We start from the raw sequence: 21,731 nt of genomic DNA, 5'->3' as shown, positions 1-21,731 counted from the left end.
AGGTTCTTATGCGTACTGATGACTGGGTAACCTGTTTACATGATCTGCAAAGTCGCGGGGAGCCGTGTGTGGTGGCGACCCTGGTAGAGAATCAGGGCTCCACGCCGCGTGATGCCGGAAGTAAAATGCTGATCACCGCCAGCCGGCAATTTTATACGCTGGGGGGCGGTAACCTTGAGTTTCAGGTCACGGCCATTGCCCGTGAAATGCTGCAACAGGGCGCCAGTACCAGTCGCTTTGAGCGATTTTCATTAGGAGCACGTCTCGGACAATGCTGCGGAGGTATGGCTTCTGTGTTACTCGAACCGCTCGGGCAACGGCAACCGCATGTGGTGGTTTACGGTGCAGGCCACGTCGGGCGCGCACTGGTGAATATCCTCAGCACGTTACCTTGCCGTATTACCTGGGTGGATGCGCGCGCCAGTGAGTTTCCGCCACAGGTGGACCCGCAAATTACCTGCATCGTGGACGACGAACCGCAGGGTACGGTGGCGCAGATGCCCGCTGACAGTTATTTTCTGGTGCTCACGCACGATCACCAACTGGATTTCGCCCTGAGCGAACGCATTCTGAAACGGGGGGATTTTCGCTATTTCGGGCTGATTGGTTCACAGACCAAGCGTAAACGCTTTGATTACCGCTTAACCGGCAAAGGGATTTCTGACCAACAACTGTCGAGAATGCGTTGCCCGGTGGGGTTGCCTGATGTACGCGGCAAACTCCCGGCCGAAATTGCCGTGGCGATTGCCGGAGAGTTTATCGCGGCATATGGCGCACATTGTCAGGCTGGCAAATGAGTGGGTGAAGTTTCCGTCTCTGCCGGACCAGACACCAGAAAAGCGCGATCCGGGGATTGTGTTTCAGAACTACGCATTGCGGCTATCTGTTCACGCCTGTCATTGTTATTTAATTGCCTTGATTATAATGACAAAAAAAATCATTAATTGGCAGCCAGATGAAGAACCCCCCTTCATATTTCACATTTTAAATATATTTATAACCGCCTGGGTTTATTTCTAAAATCCCGCTTAATTTAATACATGTGATGAATATTCAACTTTATCAAAAAACAATTTTAAAATATTGAAACACCATTTCATTAAGAATAAATTCATGTTCAGCCTTTGATTCCTTTTGCAGTTAATTATTTAAAAACGGGTTTAACATGAAAAAATACCTTTTACTCTCATTCTCTCTGGCCGTTACCAATGCGCATGCAGTCTATATGGATGTACGTCATGAATATCTTGATGACAGTAAAGCCAACTATGATCGTGTCTATATCTCTAACCGGTTTAGTAATGGTTTTGGTTTTGCTGTTGAAGCCATTTCAAAATCTGGTGGAGATGACACTAACAAAGCGTTTAACGATCTTGAAGTGCAGGGCAACGAATATACCGTTAATTATCAGTTCAGCAAGGGGCCTGTTGCCTGGCAGCCAGGATTCGTACTGGAAACTGGCAGTGGCTATTCCACCTACAAACCCTATTTACGTACGACCTGGACGATTAATGATGCATGGTGGCTGGGTGCACGTTATCGGTTTGAGTACACGCGGCGCTCTTCCGACTCCCGTGAAGACGATACGGTAAATCGTATGGATGTCTGGGCGGGATATAAATGGAATAACTTTGACTGGACGCTTGAAGGTATTTATAAAAAAGCCGATAAATATGACCTTTATAATAACAGCAAGTACAACTATGAATACAATTTCAGAACCGCTTATATTATCGGTGCATGGTCACCTTTTGTAGAAGTGGGTAATGTTTCAGTTCGCAGTAACAGTGATGAACGGCAAAGTCGTTTTCGTGTTGGCCTGGGCTATACGTTTTAATTATGAGGTCTGCATTGGTATTGTTTAAATAAACCTTGCGAAAGCGCTGAGATATTCGAAAAAAGCAGCGCTCATTGTTCAACGCTGGCCACTCAATACTGCATCAGTAATACATATCACCCTCATTATCTGTCTTTCATCAGCCTGGAAAAAAGCCTGCTGCACCCACTTGCAGCAGGCCGGATTTTACAGGGTTTTCAGGGGCTCACTGCGCTGCCAGAAGGCCAGGGCAGAACCCAGACACAACAGATATCCCATCAGTTCAGTGCCTTCTTCGACAATATTTTTCACTGTCCGCACATATTCGCCCTGCATTACCGCTCTCCAGATTATGTTCATTCCAAACACCCGTGAGAACACCAGGATCAGTACCAGACCACAAACCATATAGTGACAGGCCGGATGAGCCAGAAAAGCCGACAATCCGCGCAGGCTGGTTTTGGGTGAGATGCAGGCCCAGGCGATACAATAGACGGCGAACAGGCTGGCAAAATACACCCATGATCCATAGTGAATAAGATCAAAGAGCGCATCCAGCTCACGGATCAGCATGCAACTGAAAAATCCGCCAATCAGGATCATGCCCGCGCGCAATGCCGGATGTTTTTTGGCCTGTAAGAAAAACAATGCACTGATGGTCAGAAGGATCACTTCCTGCAGGAATTCAGTGGCGGATATTTCCTGCACCCCGTCGTTAAAGACGGCCACGTCCAGCCAGATCACCAGCGCGGTACAAACGGCTCCCAGTGCTAATAAGATAAAATTGATTAAGTGTTTCAAAAGTATGTGTTTCATTATCGTCCTGTGTTCACCAGGTTGACGTACGTACTTACCGGTTCTGAACATTTGTCTGTGTAGTGTGAGAGTTTTTAAGGATACGCAAGCCCATAACAGGGAGATTGTGAATGTGTGCGGGAATGATAATTGCAATGAATGTTATGTGCTATTTGTTGAGATTTGTTACATGATTTAGAACTGAACGTCATTTACTAATGACGAACGTGGGCAGAGGGTGGTAGGTTGCACGGAAACAGCCAGAGAGAGGCCATTTAGCAATCCATGAGTAATCCAACTACAACCGCCAAGCAGCTGGAAGTTCAGCGCATTGTCGATGTTCTGTCTAAAGCCATCGCGCAGCAACGTCTGCGTCCCGGCACCCGTCTGGTGGAATCACAGCTTGTTGACGCGCTCGGCGCTAACCGTAACCACGTTCAGGTGGCGTTACAGCGTCTGGCGATGCAACGCATTGTGACCATTGAACCTAACCGTGGTGCCATGGTGTCGCAGCCGACCGCAAAAGAAGCGCGTGAAGTATTTATCGCCCGTCGTGCTATCGAACGGGCGATTGTTGAATGCATTGGCCCGGAAGTGATCCGCCGCCACCGTCACCGCATCAACAGCCATTTACGCGGCGAACGCGAAGCTGTGCAATCCGAAGACCGGCGCGCCATTGTGCGTGAGCTGAGTGAATTTCATCTCATGCTCGGGGAAGTGTCTGGCAACGATGTGCTGAGTGAAATTTTGTCCAATCTGATGGTGCGCAGCTCGCTGATCGTCGCGCTGTATCAGCGTAATGAAGTGCCGTCGTGTCAGTGTGATGAACATCATGCGATTATTGATGCGCTCGAAGCAGGTGATAATGCGCAGGCGGCAGTCATTATGCAGGAGCATCTGGATGATCTGGAAGGGGTGTTGGATCTGAGTGACGAGGCCGCCGGAGAGGTCAATCTGCGTCAGGTGCTGTCTGATTTATAAAACCTGAAAAAGTCTGCCCGCCGTTTTTTCAGCGGGCAGCGGCACAGGTTACGATGATGTCAAATCGCGTAGCTGCGCACGGTTATTGTAGAAACGTTTGTAGGCAAGATAGCCGGCAATGATCGTTGATAAACTCGCGGTCGCCAGCAGCATAAACGTCACCATAATCTGATATTTAATGGCTTTCACCGGGTCGATACCCGCAAAAATCAGCCCTGACATCATGCCCGGCAGGCTGACTATTCCGACGGTTTTTGCCGCATCCACGGTCGGGATCATGGCGGCACGAATGCTGTCGCGAATAATCCGGCCGGAAGCCATTTTTACCGGTGCACCGAGGCTGAGCATCTCGAGGATTTTTTGCTGATTATCGAGAAAACGCTGGTTAAGGTTGCTGTAACACAGCCCGACTGCCACCATAGCATTTCCGGCAATCATCCCCGAAATCGGAATCACCTGCATAGGCAGGAATTCAATCGAACCGCTCAGGATCAGAATCGTTAATGTCAGCGCGGTACCTGTTGTAATGGCGATAAACGAAATGATGAATCCGTTATCAATATTGCGGCTGCGTTTTTTGGCATTCAGGGCCGCATTTACGCAGATAAACAGCACCATCAGTACGGTTAACAGGCTGTTATTAATATCAAAAATGTATTTTAACACGTAGCCGACGATGATCAGCTGTACGATAGCGCGGGCGACACTCCAGATAATGTCTTTTTCCAGCCCGAGTTTTTCTTTCTTGCTGACGAGCAGGGCGACGACAACCAGGATCAGCGCGAGAGCCAGAGACTGGTTGGTAATATTATGCTGATTCATGCGCCGCGCTTCCTGGTAAATGACGGGACAGGGTAATGACGTTTTTGGCGTGGCGGATTTCGTTGAGATCATGGCTTACCCACAATACGGCGATCTGCTCTTTCTCAACCAGCCCGGCAATAATGTTGTTGATATTGATTTTATTCTCTTCATCCAGCGCGCTGGTGATTTCATCAAGCAATAATATATCCGGCATAAATTGCAGATTGCGCAGCAACGCGACTCGTTGCTTTTCACCCCCCGAAAGTTCCTGCGTGCGTTTGGTCAGCATATCTGCGGATAAGTTGACCCGTTGCAGCCAGCTGCGAAGCTGAGTGTCATCCGGCTTTTTATTGCGGATCTGATAAGGCAGGGCGAGGTTATCGTAAACCGTTTCGCCAAACAGCGACGGCGTCTGGAAGCAGTAGGATACGCGCTGGCGATACATTTCAGGTTTAATCTGCGTAACGTTTTCGCCTTTGAAATAAAGTTCTCCGCCGGTCGGATTTTGCAATAAGGCAATGATCTTCAGCAACGTACTTTTCCCGCTCCCCGAAGGACCGGTCAGTAAGGTAAATTCCCCCGGATTCAGGGTGAGGGAAACAGGTTCGAGCAGCGGGATATGGTTAAGCGTAAAAGAAACGTCTTGCAGACGAAGGAGATCGGTAGGAGTGGTCACGCCTGAAAAATCCTTAGGTAAGGAGGTTTTACTCCTCCCCTTAGCCGGGGAGGAGTAAAGAGGATTACTGAGCCGGTACCGGCGCTGGCGTCGGGGCTACCGGTGCTTCCTGTTCAGGGGTTGGTGCTGGCGCTGCCGGCCCGCCCAGGATCCCGAACAGACCTGCGAATTCCTGCAACGTCATTTTCTGGCCATTCAGGTCAACCTGATTGTCAGCGTAATGGAAGGTGCTGGAAATTGTGTCATCTTTCACCGTGGTCAGTTTGAACATCTGACCCATCGCGGCCAGACCCTGCACCTGCTGTTGCGCCAGTTTAGCGGCGTCGTCTGCATTGTAACCTTCCAGCTGAGCCACCTGTGTGGTCACCTGCGTCGCCATCGGCAGAGGAATTGTCAGTTTAGCATCTACCTTATTCACCATCTGAGATAACATCTGATCCTGAGCGGGTGCCGGGGTTGCGGCCGGATCTTTCAGATCCAGTTGGAGGTTGAAGCTGCTTTCGCCTTTGCTGTTTTTCCAGCTCAGCGGTGCAATGCTGATGCTCGGATTACCTTTGAGCAGCAGAGGCAGGTTAGCCAGCAGTAAATCGGCGGCCTGTTGCTGATAAACAGCCGGATCAATCTGGCCCTGTTGCATCAGAAGTGCGCGGGATTGCTGATTGTAGTTGTCTGCGAATTGTTTCATCGCAGCGCCATCCAGCTTGTCCAATTTCAGTGTCAGTTTGGCTGAACCGAAATCAGCCCCCTGAATTTTCAGTGCATCGATGGTGTAATCCTGCTGGCCGGCGATGTTATTGCCGTTTTCAGAGAATTTGCTCACCAGTTTGAAATTGTCGAGTGAACCCGCATCTTTGCCGTCAACATTCACCAGGATGTGTTTCACGGTCAGATTCTGATCACCTACACCGACCTGGAACTTACCTTGTTTCGTATCACTGTCCATGCTGAAACCGGCCAGGGTCACTTTTTCAAGCTGACCCCACTGATTTTTAGAGGTCAGGGCGACGCTGTCGGTGCTGGCGTCCAGTTTCATGGCCGTAAGATCTTTGTCCACATCAACATTAATTTTGCCACCGGAGAAGGCCAGCTGGCTTTCATCTTTCTGATAGGTTACCGGAATGATGTCAGCCGCCGAAGAACTCGCACCGCTGTAGGAAATACGGGTGTCAATCGTGACCAGAGACTTGCCTTTAGTCACATCAAACAGGCCTTTCACCGTTGGCGTGTTTTGCAGCTCTGAATGAACGGAAGCCATGCTTGGGATCAGGTTGAATTTTTTCAGCTGAGCGGCAGGGAAAGGGCCATGATCGATAGTTTCGATAAAGGCAATTTCGTCACCGGTTTTCAGTACGCTGGTGCCCGCAGTTGCGGCAGCAGGATCCGGTTGCAGCACAATACGCATCTTGCTGCTGAACAGACCGCGCTGGTAATCCTGATAGCTGACTTTCAGCCCGGCTTTTGGATAAGCACTTTGCAACTGGCCGTTGGCCGCCGCAATCTGTTCATCCATATGTTGTTCGATCAGTTTGCCTGTATACCACGAGACGCCTGTCCAGGCCGCGCCAAGGACTACAATGACGCTTACAGCGACTAACGACTTCTTCATATCTCTGTTTATCCTTATGAAATATCCCGAAAATAAAAAACGCCTTACGGCGTTATTAGTCTACAGAGTGTAGCTGAATCAGCAAATAAATCACCAAAATGGGGCGGTTAGCCCCATTTTGTTTGATCTACTGTTCATTTAGCGAGTGTATTGAACACACGTGCTATGCGGCCGTTACCGCTGACAGTTACCGGTGACTCTGTGGCTGACAGGAAACACGACTCACCCGGATTGAGCACCAGAGTTTGATTGTTCTTTAACAGAACACTCTGACCTTCAATACAAAAGATGATCGCGGCGCTGTCCTGCTCCAGTGTTTGTGGTTCAGCCGCCAGGCTATGGATCGAAAACGCGAAATCTTCGACCGGGATCGGGAAGTTGAGTTCCGCCCCCTTGACAACCGGCGTGGTCAGCAATTCCGACGCGGGTTTAGCGTTGAATTTCAGGTTCGCCAGCAGCTCAGGAATATCAATGTATTTCGGCGTCAGGCCGGCACGCAGAACATTATCTGAGTTTGCCATCACTTCCAGCGAGACCCCTTTCAGATAAGCATGCGGCGTTTCGGCATACAGGAACATGCCTTCCCCCGGTTGCAGGGTGATCACGTTGAGCAGCAGAGGGGAGAACAGGCCGCTGTCATCAGGATAAAATTCAGAAATGCTGCGGATGGTATCCCACGGCTCACCGTGTTGCTCATCCAGAACCGATTTCAGCACGTCCAGTGCCCGGGATTTATCTTCACCCTCCAGACTCAGCAGACCTGCGAACAAGGTGCGCAGGTGATCCACATCCGGAGACGTCAGGAAAGTCGCAATTAAGGGATGCGCACCGGCGACGGGTTGCAGGAGTGAAACCATTTCGCGTAACTCGCGGAAACCGTTCATGGCCTGGAAAGGCGTAAGGGCATAGACCAGTTCAGGTTTGTGGTTCGGATCTTTGTAATTACGTTCGGCCGCATCCAGCGGAATACCCGCCGCATTTTCTTTGGCGTAACCTATTTCGGCTGCACTCTTGCTCGGGTGAACCTGAATCGACAGAGGCTGATCAGCGCAAAGCACTTTAAACAGGAAAGGTAATTCGCCAAAGCGCCTGGCCACTTTTGCGCCCAACTGGGCAGTCAGATCGGCGGTGATTTGTTCGCGCAGGGAGACAGACTCACCGCGGGAATTCTCAACCTGAGAGCTACTTTTCGGATGCGCCCCCATCCACAGTTCAGCCATCGGACGGCCTTCTGAGTCTTTAATTCCATAGAGTTTGGTCAGCGCGTCTTTGCTGCCCCAGGCGTAATTTTGCACACCGTTATGCATCTTTTGCATTGCTTCATCCTGAATAGAAAATATTGCTGCCTAGTAAACAATGACGACGGGGGCTTTACAACTGCGAAGGCCCAAAAAGTGCGGCTGGCATGTATTTTCAGATTGGAGATCGAATCGAATTATACGCCTGCCTTATATGTCACTATAATCAACAGGCCGCCAACGGAAGCGTGGGAGCGCGTGCGGCAAACAAAAACCTGCGGAAAAACTGATTTTTCATCGTAATAAATATCTAAGGAGACAGTAATGGCATCTACTCGCATTGAAAAAGACTCAATGGGGCCAATTGATGTTCCGGCAGATAAACTTTGGGGCGCACAGACGCAACGTTCCCTCGAGCACTTTCGTATTTCCTCTGAAAAAATGCCTGCGGCGCTGATTCACGCGCTGGCACTGACGAAACGTGCGGCAGCCAGCGTCAATATGGACCTCGGATTACTGCCTGCTGAGCGGGCAAAGGCCATTATTGCCGCCGCTGATGAAGTGCTTGCGGACAAGCATTCTGCCGAATTCCCGCTGTCCATCTGGCAGACGGGTTCAGGCACCCAGACCAATATGAATATGAATGAAGTACTGGCTAACCGGGCAAGTGAAATTCTCGGTGGTGTGCGCGGGGAAGAACGTAAAGTTCATCCGAACGATGATGTGAATAAGAGCCAAAGCTCCAACGATGTTTTTCCGACAGCTATGCACGTGGCGGCGGTGATTGAACTGCGCGAAACCCTGATCCCGCAATTGAAAGTGCTGCATAAGACACTGTCTGATAAAGCGACGGCCTATCGTGATATTGTGAAAATTGGTCGTACGCATTTGCAGGACGCCACCCCGCTGACACTGGGCCAGGAAATTTCAGGCTGGGTAGCTATGCTGGGACACAGCCTGACGCACATTGAAAACAGCATACCGCATATTGCTGAACTGGCGCTGGGCGGAACCGCCGTCGGTACTGGCCTGAATACCCACCCCGAATACGCCGTGCGGGTGGCAAAAGCGCTGGCAGAACTGACTCAACAACCCTTCGTGACGTCCCCGAATAAATTTGAAGCACTGGCGACCTGCGATGCACTGGTTCATGGCCACGGTGCGCTGAAAGGGCTGGCCGCTTCGCTGATGAAAATTGCCAACGACGTGCGCTGGTTATCATCCGGCCCGCGCTGCGGGATTGGTGAAATCGCGATCCCGGAAAATGAACCGGGCAGTTCAATCATGCCGGGCAAAGTGAATCCGACACAGTGTGAAGCCATGACCATGTTGTGCGCACAGGTGCTGGGAAATGATGTCGCCGTCAATATTGGTGGCGCATCCGGTAACTTTGAGCTGAACGTATTTCGCCCGCTGGTTATCCATAACTTCCTCCAATCTGTCCGTTTGCTGGCAGATGGCATGAGCGGCTTTAACGAACACTGTGCAGCCGGCATCGAGCCTAACCGTGACCGCATTACTCAGTTGCTGAATGAATCGCTGATGCTGGTTACTGCGCTGAATACACATATCGGCTATGACAAGGCGGCTGAAATCGCCAAGAAAGCCCATAAAGAGGGGCTGACCCTCAAAGCCTCAGCATTAAAACTCGGTTATCTTACCGAAGAACAGTTTGACGAGTGGGTACGTCCTGAAGCCATGGTCGGCAGCATGAAAGTCTAGGAGACCGCTTTTTAAGAAGGAAATGAGGTCCGGGAAACCGGACCTTTTTACGTTCCGGGCGGCTTACAACGGATAATCCGTATATAAATGCAGACGTTTGATCAGCAGGTGCAGAGGTTGCGACTGCGGCTTATATTTATGCTTAACGGAAGATACATCGTAGTCATGCAATTCCCCTAACCTGGGCACCTGCATCATCGGCGAACGCAGGCACAATGCAATCAGCGGCAGCGGGCAGGGGTGTTGCACCTGTTTCTGGTTGTTGCGATACCACACACGGGCGATGGGCTGCACTTTCACCGGACGTTTAAATTTGAGCGCGGCATGTTCGGGCAGGCGCTTCACGTCTATCATCTCTCGGTTAATATTCTCCATCCATTGTTCCCGTGTATAAGGAGAGACTGCGCGTCCGGCATTCAGGCTTTTTTCCAACTGGGCCAGGACTTCTTCGCGGGTTACATTTTTTATGATGTGCTTATTCGCCCAACCAAAGCGCACCGAATCCGGATCATTGAGATAAGTCACCGAACGATAAGCGTTCAGCGTAATCAGGCCGCGAAGGTGGGTATGCACAAACTCAAACCGCTGTTCACGGGCGAGACCGGATTCGACGGTCACGATGTGTTCCAGTTCCGCTTTCAGCTTATTCACTTCTTCAATCAGCAGCAGGGCTGACTGATGCTCAGCCGTGTCTACGGCATAACACAATACACCCGGTAAACGGACGGCGGATTTGCTGCTGATATTCTCGTTATTATGATGAATAAACAGCCGCTTAAAATGTTGTAATGCCAGTTGCTGTGCATCTTCACCGGTATGAGGCGTGACCGTAATTTTGTCCGCCGGATTATGTTCTTCGCCTTTCACGACTTCCGGCAGCGCAAAAACCCGGGCCTGTAATAATTCCAGTTTCCCCAGAAAATTCCCCAGATCGTGCAATGCGATTTCCAGCTCGTTAAAACAACCGTTCATCCGGGCAATTAAATCATAATCTGCCATAAATCCTCCAGTTAGTTACAACATACAGTATAGGCAAGATTATTCAATGTGCACACATGAACTTTGCGGAAATCATAAACATCGCATAAAAACAGTTTACCCAGACAGAAACTCAGTGCTTGTGGCTTTCAATGAGGAACCGTCCTAAACGGCCTAAACGACTAAACGACTAAACGACTAAACGACTAAACGACTAAACGACTAAACGACTAAACGACTAAACGACTAAACGACTAAACGACTAAACGACTAAACGACTAAACGACTAAACGACTAAACGACTAAACATGGTTCCATCCTTGTTTTAAAGAAGCGCAATATAATGGTTATACGAAAAAAAGATGATGACAAAAATCAATCTCGCTAGAATAAATGACTTTCTGATTTTAGGAGTTCGTGATGACTGACCTAATCCGTTGCCCGTGGGGTACGAATGACCCACTTATGATGGATTATCACGATCATGAATGGGGCAAGCCGGTGCGGGACAGCCGGGCCCTGTGGGAAAAACTGATGCTGGACGGTTTTCAGGCAGGATTATCCTGGCGGATTGTGCTGAAAAAACGTGATGCACTGCGGCTGGCTTTTTGCCAATTTGACCCCGTAAAAGTCGCCGGATTTACCGAAGAAGACATCGAACGGCTGATGAACAACGCCGATATTATCCGCTCCCGTAGTAAAATTACGGCAGTGATCGGGAATGCCCGTGCGTATCTCGCCATGCAGCAAGCCGGAGAAGATTTCGGTGAGTGGATTTGGTCACAAATCGGCGGAAAAGCAATTCAGCATAGCGGTCCGGTACCCACCCGGAATGCGATGTCAGAACGTATTTCGAAAGATTTAAAAAAACGCGGCTTTAAATTCGTCGGGCCGACAATTGTTTACGCCTGGCTGGAAGCCACAGGCCTGATTAATACTCATCATCCGGATTGTTTCCGACGGGCACAGGTGGCGAAAGAAATCTGATTAATGGTTGAAGAGAAGGGCGCGCAGGGAAGGGATCCCGTCGCACCCTGAGTCACTATAGAAGACGAAACTCAATCATAAACAGTTCGTTTAGCCCCGGATAAATCTCACTGATGACTTGTTTCAGTTCTGCCAGCGTCATGTTTTCCTGTATGGCGTGCTGATCGTTCAGATCGGCGAACTGTACGGGAGTAATCGCGATGATCTCAATATTGCAGAAAAATACGTCGTCTTCATAACGGCTGACGCGAACCTGATCCCCTGCTGCAAAATTCGCGTCGCTGGCTTCACGCAGGGTGATCGTTTTACGGCCGGCAAGAATATCAGCCTCAAAACGACCGTAAAAAGTGATGTTTTTCATAAACTTTCCTGCATTATAAGAATTGAAGATCCGGTGGATATGATAACGCGTGCTGCGCCCGCCCGAGGCAGATTTAACCAGGCAGCCACGCGAGACAAGTTCGGTCAGATGCCGTGTTGCGGTGGCCTTACTGACTTTTGCCACTTTCTGATACTGGCTTGCGTTTATGCCTTCAGCGAAACCTTTTTCGCCGCCATCGAGCAAACGGTTAAGCACTTTTATCTGTTCCGCAGACAGATTGCTGGCGTGATAAATCTGCCAGAAACGCGATTTATCCAGCGTCTGGTCAATGCGCTGAATTGCCGTATCCACAGTAGATTCAAGCATTTGCAAAAACCAGCTCAGCCAGTGTGTCAGATCCATGTCACCGCGCTGAGTTTTCTCAAGAACAAAATGCAGCGCGCCATCTTCGCAGGTATTATTCCAGTAAGGACATTTCAAAATGGATTTCATTGAGGTGCGGTCATCAGAATTACCGGGCAATATGAATGACGGGTAAGATCTTTTATTCAGTTGAGCGGCGATGGCGGCATAACCGTCACACCAGTTGTCATCAATCAAATCACCGCTCAGCACAAGAGCGTCAGGCGTAATGAGATCAATCCACGCCAGTGCATGCTCAAAACGTGAGAGATTATCATTATTTTCTGCAGCATGAATGTCGGACACCTGAGCAATAATCACCAGAAACCTCCGGGAAGAAATCCCGTTAACGGAATAAGAACAATTCAATGTAGACGAGATAAGCTGGATAATCAAAGTGCGCATAATGTATATTATGTTAAATAAGATATCCAGCTACGCACCCATTAGCTGTCTGTCCTTTATCAGGCCTCACCTGCTTCGGTGAACATTTCCAGACTGGTCATCAATCACCGGCCAGATTGTTATTTTCTTCAGGCTGCCCATCCGGCCTGGTGTGTACATCTATGATGTTTGATCGCGCTACGTGAATTCTGCGTTACCCTGCGCACAAGACTACTGCAGAATTCATGCAGCCACTCTCTCAAATGCTATAAACCCGCATAGGCTTTTTCGACTTTGGCCATATATCTGGGTGCCTGCGGTGCCGGATGATACTGACGGACATGCCAGTTAAAAGCTTCCGGCGTCAGCTGATTAATCATCTGGATTGCAGTCTGACGATTGCTGGAAAACGTCCGAAGCAGCGCTCCCGCACCGTTGGCATACGCAACTTCTGTAGCATAACGGCGCGTCACCGGATCGTTAATCCAGTTAAGCTGCTGACGTTGCAATGCACTGATATAGGCCGTGCCTAAATCAATGTTAGTTTCAGGATCCCGTAAATCATCATCGTCAGGACAACCTCGTTTCCCTTTATACCGGTAAGCGTCACAACCGCTGGTGGAAGCTTTTAGTTGCATCAAACCAATGGCATTGGAAGGACTGACCGCCCCGGGATTAAATCCGGATTCGACCTCAATAATGGCTTTAACAAGTTTACGGTCGACTTTATATTCATCCGCTGCATCTTCAATTTCATCATCCCAGGCATGGGTGTCATATTTTTTATAATGGGGTTTACTTGAACAGCCAGCCAGAATGATCAGCATAACCAACGTGCTGAATTTTCTGGTTTTTTTAAACGATGAAATCATAATCTTCCAGAATTGAAATGAGTTATTCTCCGCGCTGATAAGATACCGTTATCGTCGCTCAGGATCATGTATTAATGAGAGTTTTACCGCGATTCAGCCGTACTAAAAGTGCGAAATGCGGTATGTCTGCCCTGCTCTCGCCTTGATCCGCTTGCTCAGGGACTCAATAAAAGCATTTGTGGATTTGACATATTTAATACAGATTGTATTTTTAATGCCATGAACACATTTCTGATTATCGTCCCCGACGGGGGCATGCTATTCGAAGCAGCAGGTATTGCTGACATCCTGACGCAGGCAAACCGCCTGTTGCCCGATACACATCCTGAAGCAAAAAATGCACCCTATCAGGTCACGGTGGCGACCACGCAACCGCACCGTGTAGTCCACGGCGTCTCAGGGCTTAACCTTCTTGCGGATCACCGGTTGTGCGATCTTGATCCGACATTGCCCCGTGACACTATCTTAGTGACCGGCAAAGGTCTGTCTGAAGCAGAAGGTTCAGACGTTGTCCGCTGGCTGCAACAGGCTGCACCTTCTGCCCGCCGCGTAGTGTCTGTCTGCGGCGGCGCATTATTGCTTGCCCAGGCAGGATTACTCAACGGCCGTCATGCCACCACCCACTGGCGTCTGATCGATACTCTGCAGTCACAATACCCGCAGGTAACGGTTGAGCGTGGCCCGATGTATGTTCAGGACGGGCCGGTATGGACGTCAGGCGGCGTCAGTTCGGGCTTTGATCTCACCCTTGCACTGGTCGAAGAAGATCATGGTTTCAGCATCGCCAAAAGTGTTGCTCAGGATTTAGTCATGTTTCTCCGGCGTCCGGGTGGACAGTCGCAATTTAGCCGCTACCTTTTGAATCAAGCCAGTGATGGCCCTATCCGCAAACTTCAGACGTGGTTACCTGAACATCTCACGGATGATTTGTCGGTTGAAAGTCTTGCTGAACGTGTTGCGATGAGCCCGCGAAACTTTACGCGCGTGTTCACCCGCGAAACAGGTATAACCCCGGCAAAATATGTTGAGGAAGTCCGGCTGAGTGCCGCGCGACAGCTTCTGGAACAAACGACACAAAACATAGAGCGCATTGCCCTCTCAACCGGCTTCGGTGGCGGGCTGAACCTGCGCCGCGTTTTCGAACGTAATTTACAACTGACGCCCACAGAATACAGAGAACGCTTTTGCTCCAAAATATTGGCGTAAATTGATCTTTTATTGTCATTTCCGCCAAATCACCTCCGTACTAGATTAACTGTAAAGCAGATAACTAAGGAGTTCATCATGGTCAAAGTAGGCATTAATGGTTTCGGCAGAATTGGACGGAATGTTTTGCGCGCCGCTCTCGGACGCAATGATTTCCAGGTGGTGGCAATTAACGATCTTACTGACAGTAAGACCCTCGCTCACCTTCTGAAATATGACTCACTCTCCGGTACGTTAAAAGCGGATGTTGAAGCTGGTGACGGCGAATTGCGGGTGGATGGTAAAGCGGTGCGCGTTTTTTCAGAACGTGATCCTGCGGCTATTCCATGGAGCACGGTGGGTGTGGATATCGTTATTGAAGCGACCGGTTTCTTTACTGAAAAAGCTAAAGCCGAAGTTCATATCACCCAAGGCGGAGCAAAACGCGTCATTATTTCCGCACCGGCCAAAAATGATGACATCACTATCGTGATGGGTGTCAATGACGGCGAGTACGATCCGGCAAAACATAAAGTGGTCAGTAACGGCAGCTGTACTACTAACGGTCTGGCCCCTGCCGCTCAGGTTTTGCATCAGACTTTCGGTATTGAACACGGTCTGATGAACACCACACATGCCTATACGAACAGCCAGGCGTTGCATGATCAGCCTGAAAAAGATTTACGGGGTGCACGCGCGGCAGCGGTTTCGATTGTTCCGTATTCCAGCGGCGCAGCGAAGGCGATCGGGAAAGTGATCCCTGAACTGGACGGACGTATGACCGGTTATTCCCTGCGTGTTCCGGTTCCTGTGGTCTCCATCGTTGACTTAACGGTTAACCTGAAACGTGAAGCGACAGTTGAAGAAATTAACGCCGCGTTCCGCAAAGCGGCTGAATCCGGTCCGCTGAAAGGTATTCTTGGTTACAGCGAAGAGCCACTGGTGTCGAGCGATTATCGGGGAGATCCCCGTTCCTCTATTATTGACGGGCTTTCCACACTGGTGATCGGGGGTAAGCTGGTGAAGATTCTGGCCTGGTATGATAACGAATGGGGCTTTTCAAACCGTCTGGTTGATCTGGCGTTGTTAATGGAAAAACGGGGTTTATAACCCTCTCTCTCTGCCTGAAAAATGACAGACACCGCCTTCAGGCGGTGTTTTTTTATGACTGACAGACTATCACCGGTATTAAAATAACACATTGTATGTTGTAACTAATATAGCAAAAAAGAGAGTCGGACTTTTGGCTCCGCTATCGAGGCTAATGAATCTTTCACTTGTCTCAAAATGTTAATGGCAGCCTGCCTTTTCTGGTAAATGTTGCATATCGTGCTAATCTGACGCCTCAAAAACACGCTTAAGCCCAGACAGTGAGGATCTCCTGTGACCCTATTACGCCGCCGCCCGGAAGCGACCTCGCCAGCCATCCGTTTCCTGCCTGAAACCATTCATATCGGCCGCCAGTTACGAACTTATTGCGATTCACGTTTTAAAACAATCGGTCTGACGCTGGCCCGGGGACAGGTCTTACTGCATCTGGAAGCCGCCAGCGGACGCCTGCCTCAGGGAGAACTGACAGCATTGCTGGAAGTGGAACACCCTACTGCCATTCGCCTGTTCGACAGCCTGGCTGAGCTGGGCCTGCTGGAGCGCTGTCCCGGAGAAACCGATCGTCGCTCAAAAGATATCAAACTGACGGAAACTGGAACCGAACTGGCAAATCAGGTGCGTATCATGACGGATGATATTCTGATCAGCGTTATGGAAGGCATTGAGCCAAAAGATGTGGATATCGCCCGGGGTGTTCTCGCCAGTATTACCGCCAATATCGCTGCGCTTTAAAGGGCGCTTTTTCCTTGTTTGATGCCCTTTCCCGCCTGTAATCATCACTTGGGTTATTGATTAGTTATCCGTTATTTTCATTTGTAAATATCATCAATATGAATAATTGGGTAGACACCCTTGAGATGAATTATTACATTATGTAGCAAGCTACAAACTCGCAGGGTAATGACTTACGAGGCATAACGATGACGACGCGTTCTGATTCAGATGTCCGGCAGGACGCCGGTGAATTATCAACACGGGAAGCATCACCACAGAAAGAACTCCCAGTAAAACCTGATAAACCCGCGCCGGTTCCGCCGTCACAACATCACCCTTTTGCCGTTCAGGTCAGTACCTGGTTGCTGCACTATCCGCGTCTGCGGATGGTTGTCTATGCCACAGCATCACTGATTATCGGGCTGACGCAGGGGCTTGGGATCAATCTGGTCAGCTCCAACCTGCCGGGCATACAGGGCTCGCTGGGCATTTCCAATGTGGAAAGTTACTGGCTGGTGGCAGCCTATACGGCAACCAGCGTTACCGGCACGATCCTGCTGTACAAAATCCGTACCCAGTTTGGTTTTCGTCGGTTTGGTGAATACGGGCTGCTGTTTTTTGCTGTGGCGTCTTTGGGACAGACATTCACTCATGATTTCCAGACCGCCCTGGCCGTGCGGGCTGTCATGGGTTTTGCAATGGCGTCGCTCGGACCGCTGGCATTATTTTATATGTTTGAGATCTTTCCGCCGGCTAAAAAACTGACGGCTGGATTGTGTTTCGGGCTGGCGGGCAGTCAGCTGGCTTTGCCTGTCTCGCGCATTATATCCCCGCATTTGTTAGATCTTGGCCACTGGCACCAACTGGCGACGCTGGAATCCGGCCTTTCACTTATCTGCCTTACCATTATCTGGATTTTGCCGCTTACCCATCCGCCACGGGTGAAAGTGTTTGAACGTACAGACTGGATAAGTTATCCGCTCATTGCCACCGCGGTGGCTTGTATGTCGGTGGTGCTGACAATGGGCCGTTATTACTGGTGGCAGGAAAAAGACTGGATTGGTGAAGTGCTGGTGGTCGGGATTATTGCGCTGACGCTGTCATTTATGGTCGAACTGAAACGCAAGAATCCCATTATCGATTTGCGCTGGCTGATGACGCCTGAAATGGTGCTGTTCACCGGGTCGATGCTCTTCGTACGCATGCTGTTGTCGGAACAAACGACCGGCATGGTCGGGTTTCTGAATCTGGTCGGATTGCTTAACGATCAGCTGATGGCGCTGTTTTGCGTCATTCTGGTCGCAACCTTCGCCGGACTGGTGGTAGTCAGTATCATTCACAAAGCCAACCGGATCGTATACATCCATCTGTTTTCGATTGCCCTGATTGCGATTGCCTCATTGACGGACGCCGGTTCCACGGTGGATACCCGCCCGGAGCAATTTTACCTGACACAAGGAATGATCGCCTTTGCCGGGGCGGTATTTCTGCCGACCGCTCTCTGGCTCGGGTTTATCCGCGCCCTGCAGTTTGGGCAAAGCCAGATCATCAGTTTTATCCTGGTGTTTCTCTCTACTCAGAATGTCGGCGCACAGGTTGGCAGCGCCTTCCTCGGGACGATACAGATCCTGAGAGAGAAATTTCATTCCAGCGTATTGGTCGAAAACATCAGCCTGCAAAATCCGCTGGTCAGTGAACGGGTTGCGCAGTACAGCCATTTACTGAAACCGGTATTAAACGACGGCACGCAACTCAATGCCGAAGGTCTGGCCCTGCTGAGCCAGAAAGTGACACAACAGGCCGGATTGCTGGCCTATAACGATGTTTTCAGGGTGGTTTTTTATATGTCGCTGGGCTGCTTTGCCGTCCTTGTCGTACACATTATTGTCGGACGGATCCTGATGAAGAAACAGACTGTCGGGTAATTGCCTTGTTTCTATAGACGAATAAAAAGAGTAAAGCGGAAAAACTGATGAAAAATATCTTTCGTTATCCATCGATTATTGTGGTGCTTTGTCTGGGCATTATCGGGGTCATGATCGTGCTGTACAGCTGGCAATTGTTCCCGTTCAACTCACAGGTGGAATCGACGGATAATGCCTATATCCGGGGCAATGTGACCCTGCTCAGCCCGCAGGTATCGGGTTATATCACTGACGTCAATGTGCAAGATTTCATGCCAGTCAAAAAAGGCGACGTGCTGTTTGTGATTGATGACAGTACCTACCGTCAGGAGTTGTTACAGGCAGAAGCGGCGGCCGCGCAGGCTCAGGTGACGCTGCAAAACTTTGAGCAGAACCGCGCCTCAGGTGCGGCCAACCTGCAACTCGCGGAAGCTGAACTGCAAAGTGCCCAGGCCGCGCACAGCAAAGCCTTGCTTGATACCGGACGTAACGGACCTTTACTGGAGAAAGGACTGGTTTCTAAAACCACCGGCGACGAGCTTCACGCCGCGCTGCTGACTGCGCAGGCTAATGTGGCTAAAGCCCGTGCTTCGGTGAATATTGCCCGACAGAATCTGGCGCTGGTCGATGCCAACAAAGCTTCACTGGCAGCCGCGTTGAAGGCGGCCCAGGCCAGAGTCGAAGTGGCACAAATCAATCTGCAGCATACGCAGATCGTTGCTCCGTCAGACGGACAACTCGGCGAAGTCAGCGCACGGCTCGGGCAGTACGTCAGTGCCGGAACACAACTGACCTCAGTTACGCCGAAACAGGTCTGGGTGACGGCCAATTTCAAAGAGCGCCAGCTGGCGGGTATGGTTGTTGGCACACCGGCGGTATTCACTGTCGATGCCTTGAATGATCAGGCATTTAAAGGGCATGTGGCCCGTATTTCCCCTGCGGCAGGTTCAGAATTCAGCATCCTTAAAGCGGATAATGCGACGGGTAACTTCACCAAGATTTCACAACGTATCGCCGTGCGCATTGAACTGGAACCTGGCCAACAAAGTGAACGTCTTCGGCCGGGAATGTCGACCGTGGTCAGCGTAGATACTGCGCAGGCGCCTGTCAGCCAGTAATATTTGCCACAAGCAGGTCAGAATAATAGCGCTGCGCGACATCAGGATGTGAGCGCAACCGCCCTTTCAGATAATTGAAACCCACATCGCGGAATAACGGATTCAGAGGATCGCTTGCCTCTCCCCGCGCTTCCTTTGCCAGTTCGGCTGGCAAAGGAAATAATGGCACAACAGCATCAAGCTGGGCCCCCAGGAAAAATGCCAGCGACAGGCGCTCATCCCCTTCAGGGGGTGATACAACCCGGTGTACCGTAGCACGCAAATAACCATGGGTAGCAAGTTCAAGCAACTCGCCGATATTGACCACCAGCGTATCAGGGACAGGCAACACGTTGACCCACTGATCTGCTTCTACTTCAACCTGTAAACCGCGCTGTTCATCCTGCAACAGAAAACTGAGGAATCCGGAATCCTTATGTGCACCGACCCCCTGGTTTCCGGCACCCGGCGTACGCCCCGGATAACGGATCAGTTTGATATGTTCATTCGGTTTTTCACCGTACAGCGGATCAAAGGCCTCTTCCGGCAGTTTCAGTGCCAGCGCAAAAGCACGCAAAAGACGCAACGACATCGCCGTCATTTCCCTTTGCCAGCGTAGCAATAACGGGCGCAATTCCGGCAATGCTTCCGGCCACTGATTCGGCCCCTGTAATCTTGCCCATGCAGGCGTACTTTCTGTCACCGGTAGTTTTGGCCGCTCCGCGCCGAGATCAAACTGTTCGCGCCAGTCCGGCTGACCGCGGGTCATCTCCGAGGCAGCACGGTTATAGCCACGAAAGTGTGACGAATTAATCATCGCCACAGCCAGTTTGTCTTCCTCAGGCAGTGCAAAAAATTGCCGGGCACCCCGCTGAACATCCTTCAGTAACTGCGCATCAACGCCATGATTTTTGAGGTAGAAAAAACCAATCTCACGGGCGGCGTAACGCAGTTGTGCAAGGAATTCTTCCCTCTGTCCGGGCGTTGTGGAAAACTGGCTGAAATCGATCAGAGGGATAGGGGAAGATATCTGGCTCATCGCGCGCTCCGCAGTGATGTTGTTAATAATCATCAACGCTATCACGGTTGCCCGATAACAGACCAATAGCCAGATGGTCTGGTTTATACTTCAGGGTTATGAACGAAAGGCAAAAATATCCGGCCCTTCCGTGGACCGGACAACGCATTTATTCGCAGGTTTTTAAAGACTTAACGTTTAGTGCCGAGATAGCGATATACCACCGCCAGATCCTTCCCGCCATAACCGGCATCGACCGCGCCCTGCCAGGTCTGACTGATTCGTTTCATGACCGGCAGTTCAAGATGACTGCCAGCCTCCAGTGCCAGATTGATGTCTTTCAGCGCCCAGGTCAGTTGCATCTGCGGGGTATAATCACCGCTTTTGAACATCTCCATTTTGCCCCTGATATAGGGGGCTGCCAGCGGACCGCCTTCCAGCACATTCCACAGATCGTCAGTGGTGAATCCCAGTGCTTGTGCAAGCTGCGTCGTTTCTGCAATACCTTCCATCATGGCAATCAGCCAGGCATTGACCACCAGTTTCATTCTGGAGGCACGTCCGGCTTCACCGAGCCATTTTGTCGCTTTGGAGATAGCGGCGAATACCGGTTCAATGGCGGCACCGGCTTCACGATCACCGCTGGCCAGCACCACAATTTGCGCCTGCTCGGCCGGGGCTTTGGTGCCGGAAACCGGGGCATCAAAGAATACGACATCAGGACGCTGCGCTTTAATCAGCGCAATCAGCGCGTCTGTCGCTTCAACGCCGAGGGTTCCCATCTGGGCAATAATCCCTCCCTGTTTCAGACCGGCGAGCACACCGTTGTCCCCCTGACAGACTTCAAGTGACGTTTTGCCGTCGGACAACATCGTGATTACCACGTCCGCGCCTTCAGCCGTTTCGCGTGGTGTACGGCCTCGTGTAGCACCGGCTTCCACCAAATCATCACCGCGTGAAGCCGTCCGGTTCCAGACACGGGTAGAGAACCCTTTTTTGATCAGGTTAGCGGCGAACGCATGCCCCATTGCGCCCAGACCCAGTACCGCGACCGTGGGTTGTTGCTGACTCATACCTGACTCCTTACGTCAATAATGTATGTATAAAAAGGCTACCACCC

Annotated in this window: 20 protein-coding genes and 2 pseudogenes; 10 read left to right on the top strand and 12 right to left on the bottom strand. The window is 50.5% G+C overall.

Annotated elements, in window-relative coordinates; genetic code table 11:
• Nucleotides 1-8: 8 nt before the first annotated feature.
• Nucleotides 9-797, top strand: coding sequence for a xanthine dehydrogenase accessory protein XdhC (xdhC, locus tag ACOZIO_RS01715; protein ID WP_129990716.1), 789 nt, complete (start codon nucleotides 9-11; stop codon nucleotides 795-797).
• 368 nt (nucleotides 798-1,165) lie between these two features.
• A complete protein-coding gene (locus ACOZIO_RS01710; protein WP_129951289.1) occupies nucleotides 1,166-1,837 on the top strand; it encodes an oligogalacturonate-specific porin KdgM family protein in 672 nt (223 codons plus the stop codon).
• 186 nt (nucleotides 1,838-2,023) lie between these two features.
• Here ACOZIO_RS01710 and ACOZIO_RS01705 read toward each other — a convergent pair whose 3' ends face one another.
• Nucleotides 2,024-2,632: a hypothetical protein gene (locus ACOZIO_RS01705; protein ID WP_217159538.1), complete on the bottom strand. Its 609-nt coding sequence runs from the start codon at nucleotides 2,630-2,632 to the stop codon at nucleotides 2,024-2,026.
• Nucleotides 2,633-2,896: 264 nt separating this feature from the next.
• Between ACOZIO_RS01705 and ACOZIO_RS01700 the strand changes: the two genes are divergently transcribed.
• Nucleotides 2,897-3,592 carry a GntR family transcriptional regulator gene (locus ACOZIO_RS01700; protein WP_129951287.1) on the top strand — a complete coding sequence of 232 codons (696 nt, stop codon included), beginning with the start codon at nucleotides 2,897-2,899 and terminating at the stop codon, nucleotides 3,590-3,592.
• A gap of 48 nt (nucleotides 3,593-3,640) precedes the next feature.
• Here the strand turns inward: ACOZIO_RS01700 and fetB are convergent, their stop codons facing one another.
• From fetB to manA, 4 genes are all read right to left on the bottom strand, one after another.
• The gene (gene fetB, locus ACOZIO_RS01695; protein WP_129990718.1) at nucleotides 3,641-4,414 is read right to left on the bottom strand and encodes an iron efflux ABC transporter permease subunit FetB; all 774 of its coding nucleotides are present in this window, start codon (nucleotides 4,412-4,414) and stop codon (nucleotides 3,641-3,643) included.
• Nucleotides 4,401-5,072 carry an iron efflux ABC transporter ATP-binding subunit FetA gene (fetA, locus tag ACOZIO_RS01690; RefSeq protein ID WP_421594864.1) on the bottom strand — a complete coding sequence of 224 codons (672 nt, stop codon included), beginning with the start codon at nucleotides 5,070-5,072 and terminating at the stop codon, nucleotides 4,401-4,403. The genes fetB and fetA overlap by 14 nt, the downstream gene beginning before the upstream one ends.
• A gap of 64 nt (nucleotides 5,073-5,136) precedes the next feature.
• Nucleotides 5,137-6,678, bottom strand: a complete 1,542-nt coding sequence (locus ACOZIO_RS01685; protein ID WP_129951284.1) for a YdgA family protein — start codon at nucleotides 6,676-6,678, stop codon at nucleotides 5,137-5,139.
• Nucleotides 6,679-6,812: 134 nt separating this feature from the next.
• On the bottom strand, nucleotides 6,813-7,994 hold the full coding sequence (gene manA / locus ACOZIO_RS01680; RefSeq protein ID WP_129951283.1) for a mannose-6-phosphate isomerase: 1,182 nt from the start codon (nucleotides 7,992-7,994) through the stop codon (nucleotides 6,813-6,815).
• 246 nt (nucleotides 7,995-8,240) lie between these two features.
• On the opposite strand from manA, the gene fumC reads away from it, so the two are divergent.
• A complete protein-coding gene (fumC, locus tag ACOZIO_RS01675; protein ID WP_129951282.1) occupies nucleotides 8,241-9,638 on the top strand; it encodes a class II fumarate hydratase in 1,398 nt (465 codons plus the stop codon).
• A gap of 63 nt (nucleotides 9,639-9,701) precedes the next feature.
• Here the strand turns inward: fumC and tus are convergent, their stop codons facing one another.
• Nucleotides 9,702-10,637: a DNA replication terminus site-binding protein gene (tus, locus tag ACOZIO_RS01670; protein ID WP_421594863.1), complete on the bottom strand. Its 936-nt coding sequence runs from the start codon at nucleotides 10,635-10,637 to the stop codon at nucleotides 9,702-9,704.
• Between the two features lie 399 nt (nucleotides 10,638-11,036).
• Here tus and ACOZIO_RS01665 point away from each other — a divergent pair, with 399 nt between their 5' ends.
• Nucleotides 11,037-11,603: a DNA-3-methyladenine glycosylase I gene (locus ACOZIO_RS01665; RefSeq protein ID WP_129951280.1), complete on the top strand. Its 567-nt coding sequence runs from the start codon at nucleotides 11,037-11,039 to the stop codon at nucleotides 11,601-11,603.
• Nucleotides 11,604-11,658: 55 nt separating this feature from the next.
• On the opposite strand, the gene yqfB is transcribed toward ACOZIO_RS01665, so the two are convergent.
• The 4 genes and pseudogenes from yqfB to ACOZIO_RS01645 all read right to left on the bottom strand — a co-directional run bounded on the left by yqfB (nucleotide 11,659) and on the right by ACOZIO_RS01645 (nucleotide 13,583).
• Complete coding sequence (gene yqfB / locus ACOZIO_RS01660) at nucleotides 11,659-11,964, bottom strand: N(4)-acetylcytidine aminohydrolase (RefSeq protein WP_129952112.1); 306 nt, start codon at nucleotides 11,962-11,964, stop codon at nucleotides 11,659-11,661.
• A 42-nt stretch (nucleotides 11,965-12,006) separates the two neighbouring features.
• Nucleotides 12,007-12,366, bottom strand: a pseudogene (locus tag ACOZIO_RS01655) (DUF4172 domain-containing protein); the annotation flags it as partial.
• A gap of 51 nt (nucleotides 12,367-12,417) precedes the next feature.
• Nucleotides 12,418-12,732, bottom strand: a pseudogene (locus ACOZIO_RS01650) (metallophosphoesterase); the annotation flags it as partial.
• A 245-nt stretch (nucleotides 12,733-12,977) separates the two neighbouring features.
• On the bottom strand, nucleotides 12,978-13,583 hold the full coding sequence (locus tag ACOZIO_RS01645; RefSeq protein WP_129951279.1) for a transglycosylase SLT domain-containing protein: 606 nt from the start codon (nucleotides 13,581-13,583) through the stop codon (nucleotides 12,978-12,980).
• Between the two features lie 219 nt (nucleotides 13,584-13,802).
• On the opposite strand from ACOZIO_RS01645, the gene ACOZIO_RS01640 reads away from it, so the two are divergent.
• The 5 genes from ACOZIO_RS01640 (at nucleotide 13,803) to ACOZIO_RS01620 (ending at nucleotide 19,614) form a co-directional block, all read left to right on the top strand.
• Nucleotides 13,803-14,789 carry a GlxA family transcriptional regulator gene (locus ACOZIO_RS01640; protein WP_421594862.1) on the top strand — a complete coding sequence of 329 codons (987 nt, stop codon included), beginning with the start codon at nucleotides 13,803-13,805 and terminating at the stop codon, nucleotides 14,787-14,789.
• A 78-nt stretch (nucleotides 14,790-14,867) separates the two neighbouring features.
• Nucleotides 14,868-15,878 carry a type I glyceraldehyde-3-phosphate dehydrogenase gene (gap, locus tag ACOZIO_RS01635; protein WP_129951277.1) on the top strand — a complete coding sequence of 337 codons (1,011 nt, stop codon included), beginning with the start codon at nucleotides 14,868-14,870 and terminating at the stop codon, nucleotides 15,876-15,878.
• 273 nt (nucleotides 15,879-16,151) lie between these two features.
• Nucleotides 16,152-16,610, top strand: coding sequence for a MarR family winged helix-turn-helix transcriptional regulator (locus tag ACOZIO_RS01630; RefSeq protein WP_129951276.1), 459 nt, complete (start codon nucleotides 16,152-16,154; stop codon nucleotides 16,608-16,610).
• A gap of 188 nt (nucleotides 16,611-16,798) precedes the next feature.
• The gene (locus tag ACOZIO_RS01625) at nucleotides 16,799-18,517 is read left to right on the top strand and encodes an MFS transporter (RefSeq protein ID WP_421594861.1); all 1,719 of its coding nucleotides are present in this window, start codon (nucleotides 16,799-16,801) and stop codon (nucleotides 18,515-18,517) included.
• A 47-nt stretch (nucleotides 18,518-18,564) separates the two neighbouring features.
• Nucleotides 18,565-19,614 carry an HlyD family secretion protein gene (locus ACOZIO_RS01620; RefSeq protein WP_235172833.1) on the top strand — a complete coding sequence of 350 codons (1,050 nt, stop codon included), beginning with the start codon at nucleotides 18,565-18,567 and terminating at the stop codon, nucleotides 19,612-19,614.
• On the opposite strand, the gene ACOZIO_RS01615 is transcribed toward ACOZIO_RS01620, so the two are convergent.
• Nucleotides 19,604-20,632, bottom strand: coding sequence for an isopenicillin N synthase family dioxygenase (locus ACOZIO_RS01615; RefSeq protein ID WP_421594860.1), 1,029 nt, complete (start codon nucleotides 20,630-20,632; stop codon nucleotides 19,604-19,606). The genes ACOZIO_RS01620 and ACOZIO_RS01615 overlap by 11 nt on opposite strands.
• A gap of 170 nt (nucleotides 20,633-20,802) precedes the next feature.
• Entirely contained in the window at nucleotides 20,803-21,684 is an 882-nt protein-coding gene (locus ACOZIO_RS01610) for an NAD(P)-dependent oxidoreductase (protein ID WP_421594859.1), read from the bottom strand.
• Between the last annotated feature and the right edge of the window lie 47 nt (nucleotides 21,685-21,731).

The organism is Rahnella sp. PD4 (assembly GCF_049199325.1).
Taxonomy (GTDB): Bacteria; Pseudomonadota; Gammaproteobacteria; order Enterobacterales; family Enterobacteriaceae; genus Rahnella; species Rahnella perminowiae.
The sequence above is the reverse complement of the archived record's forward strand: the minus strand, read 5'-3'. Positions and strand labels throughout refer to the sequence as shown.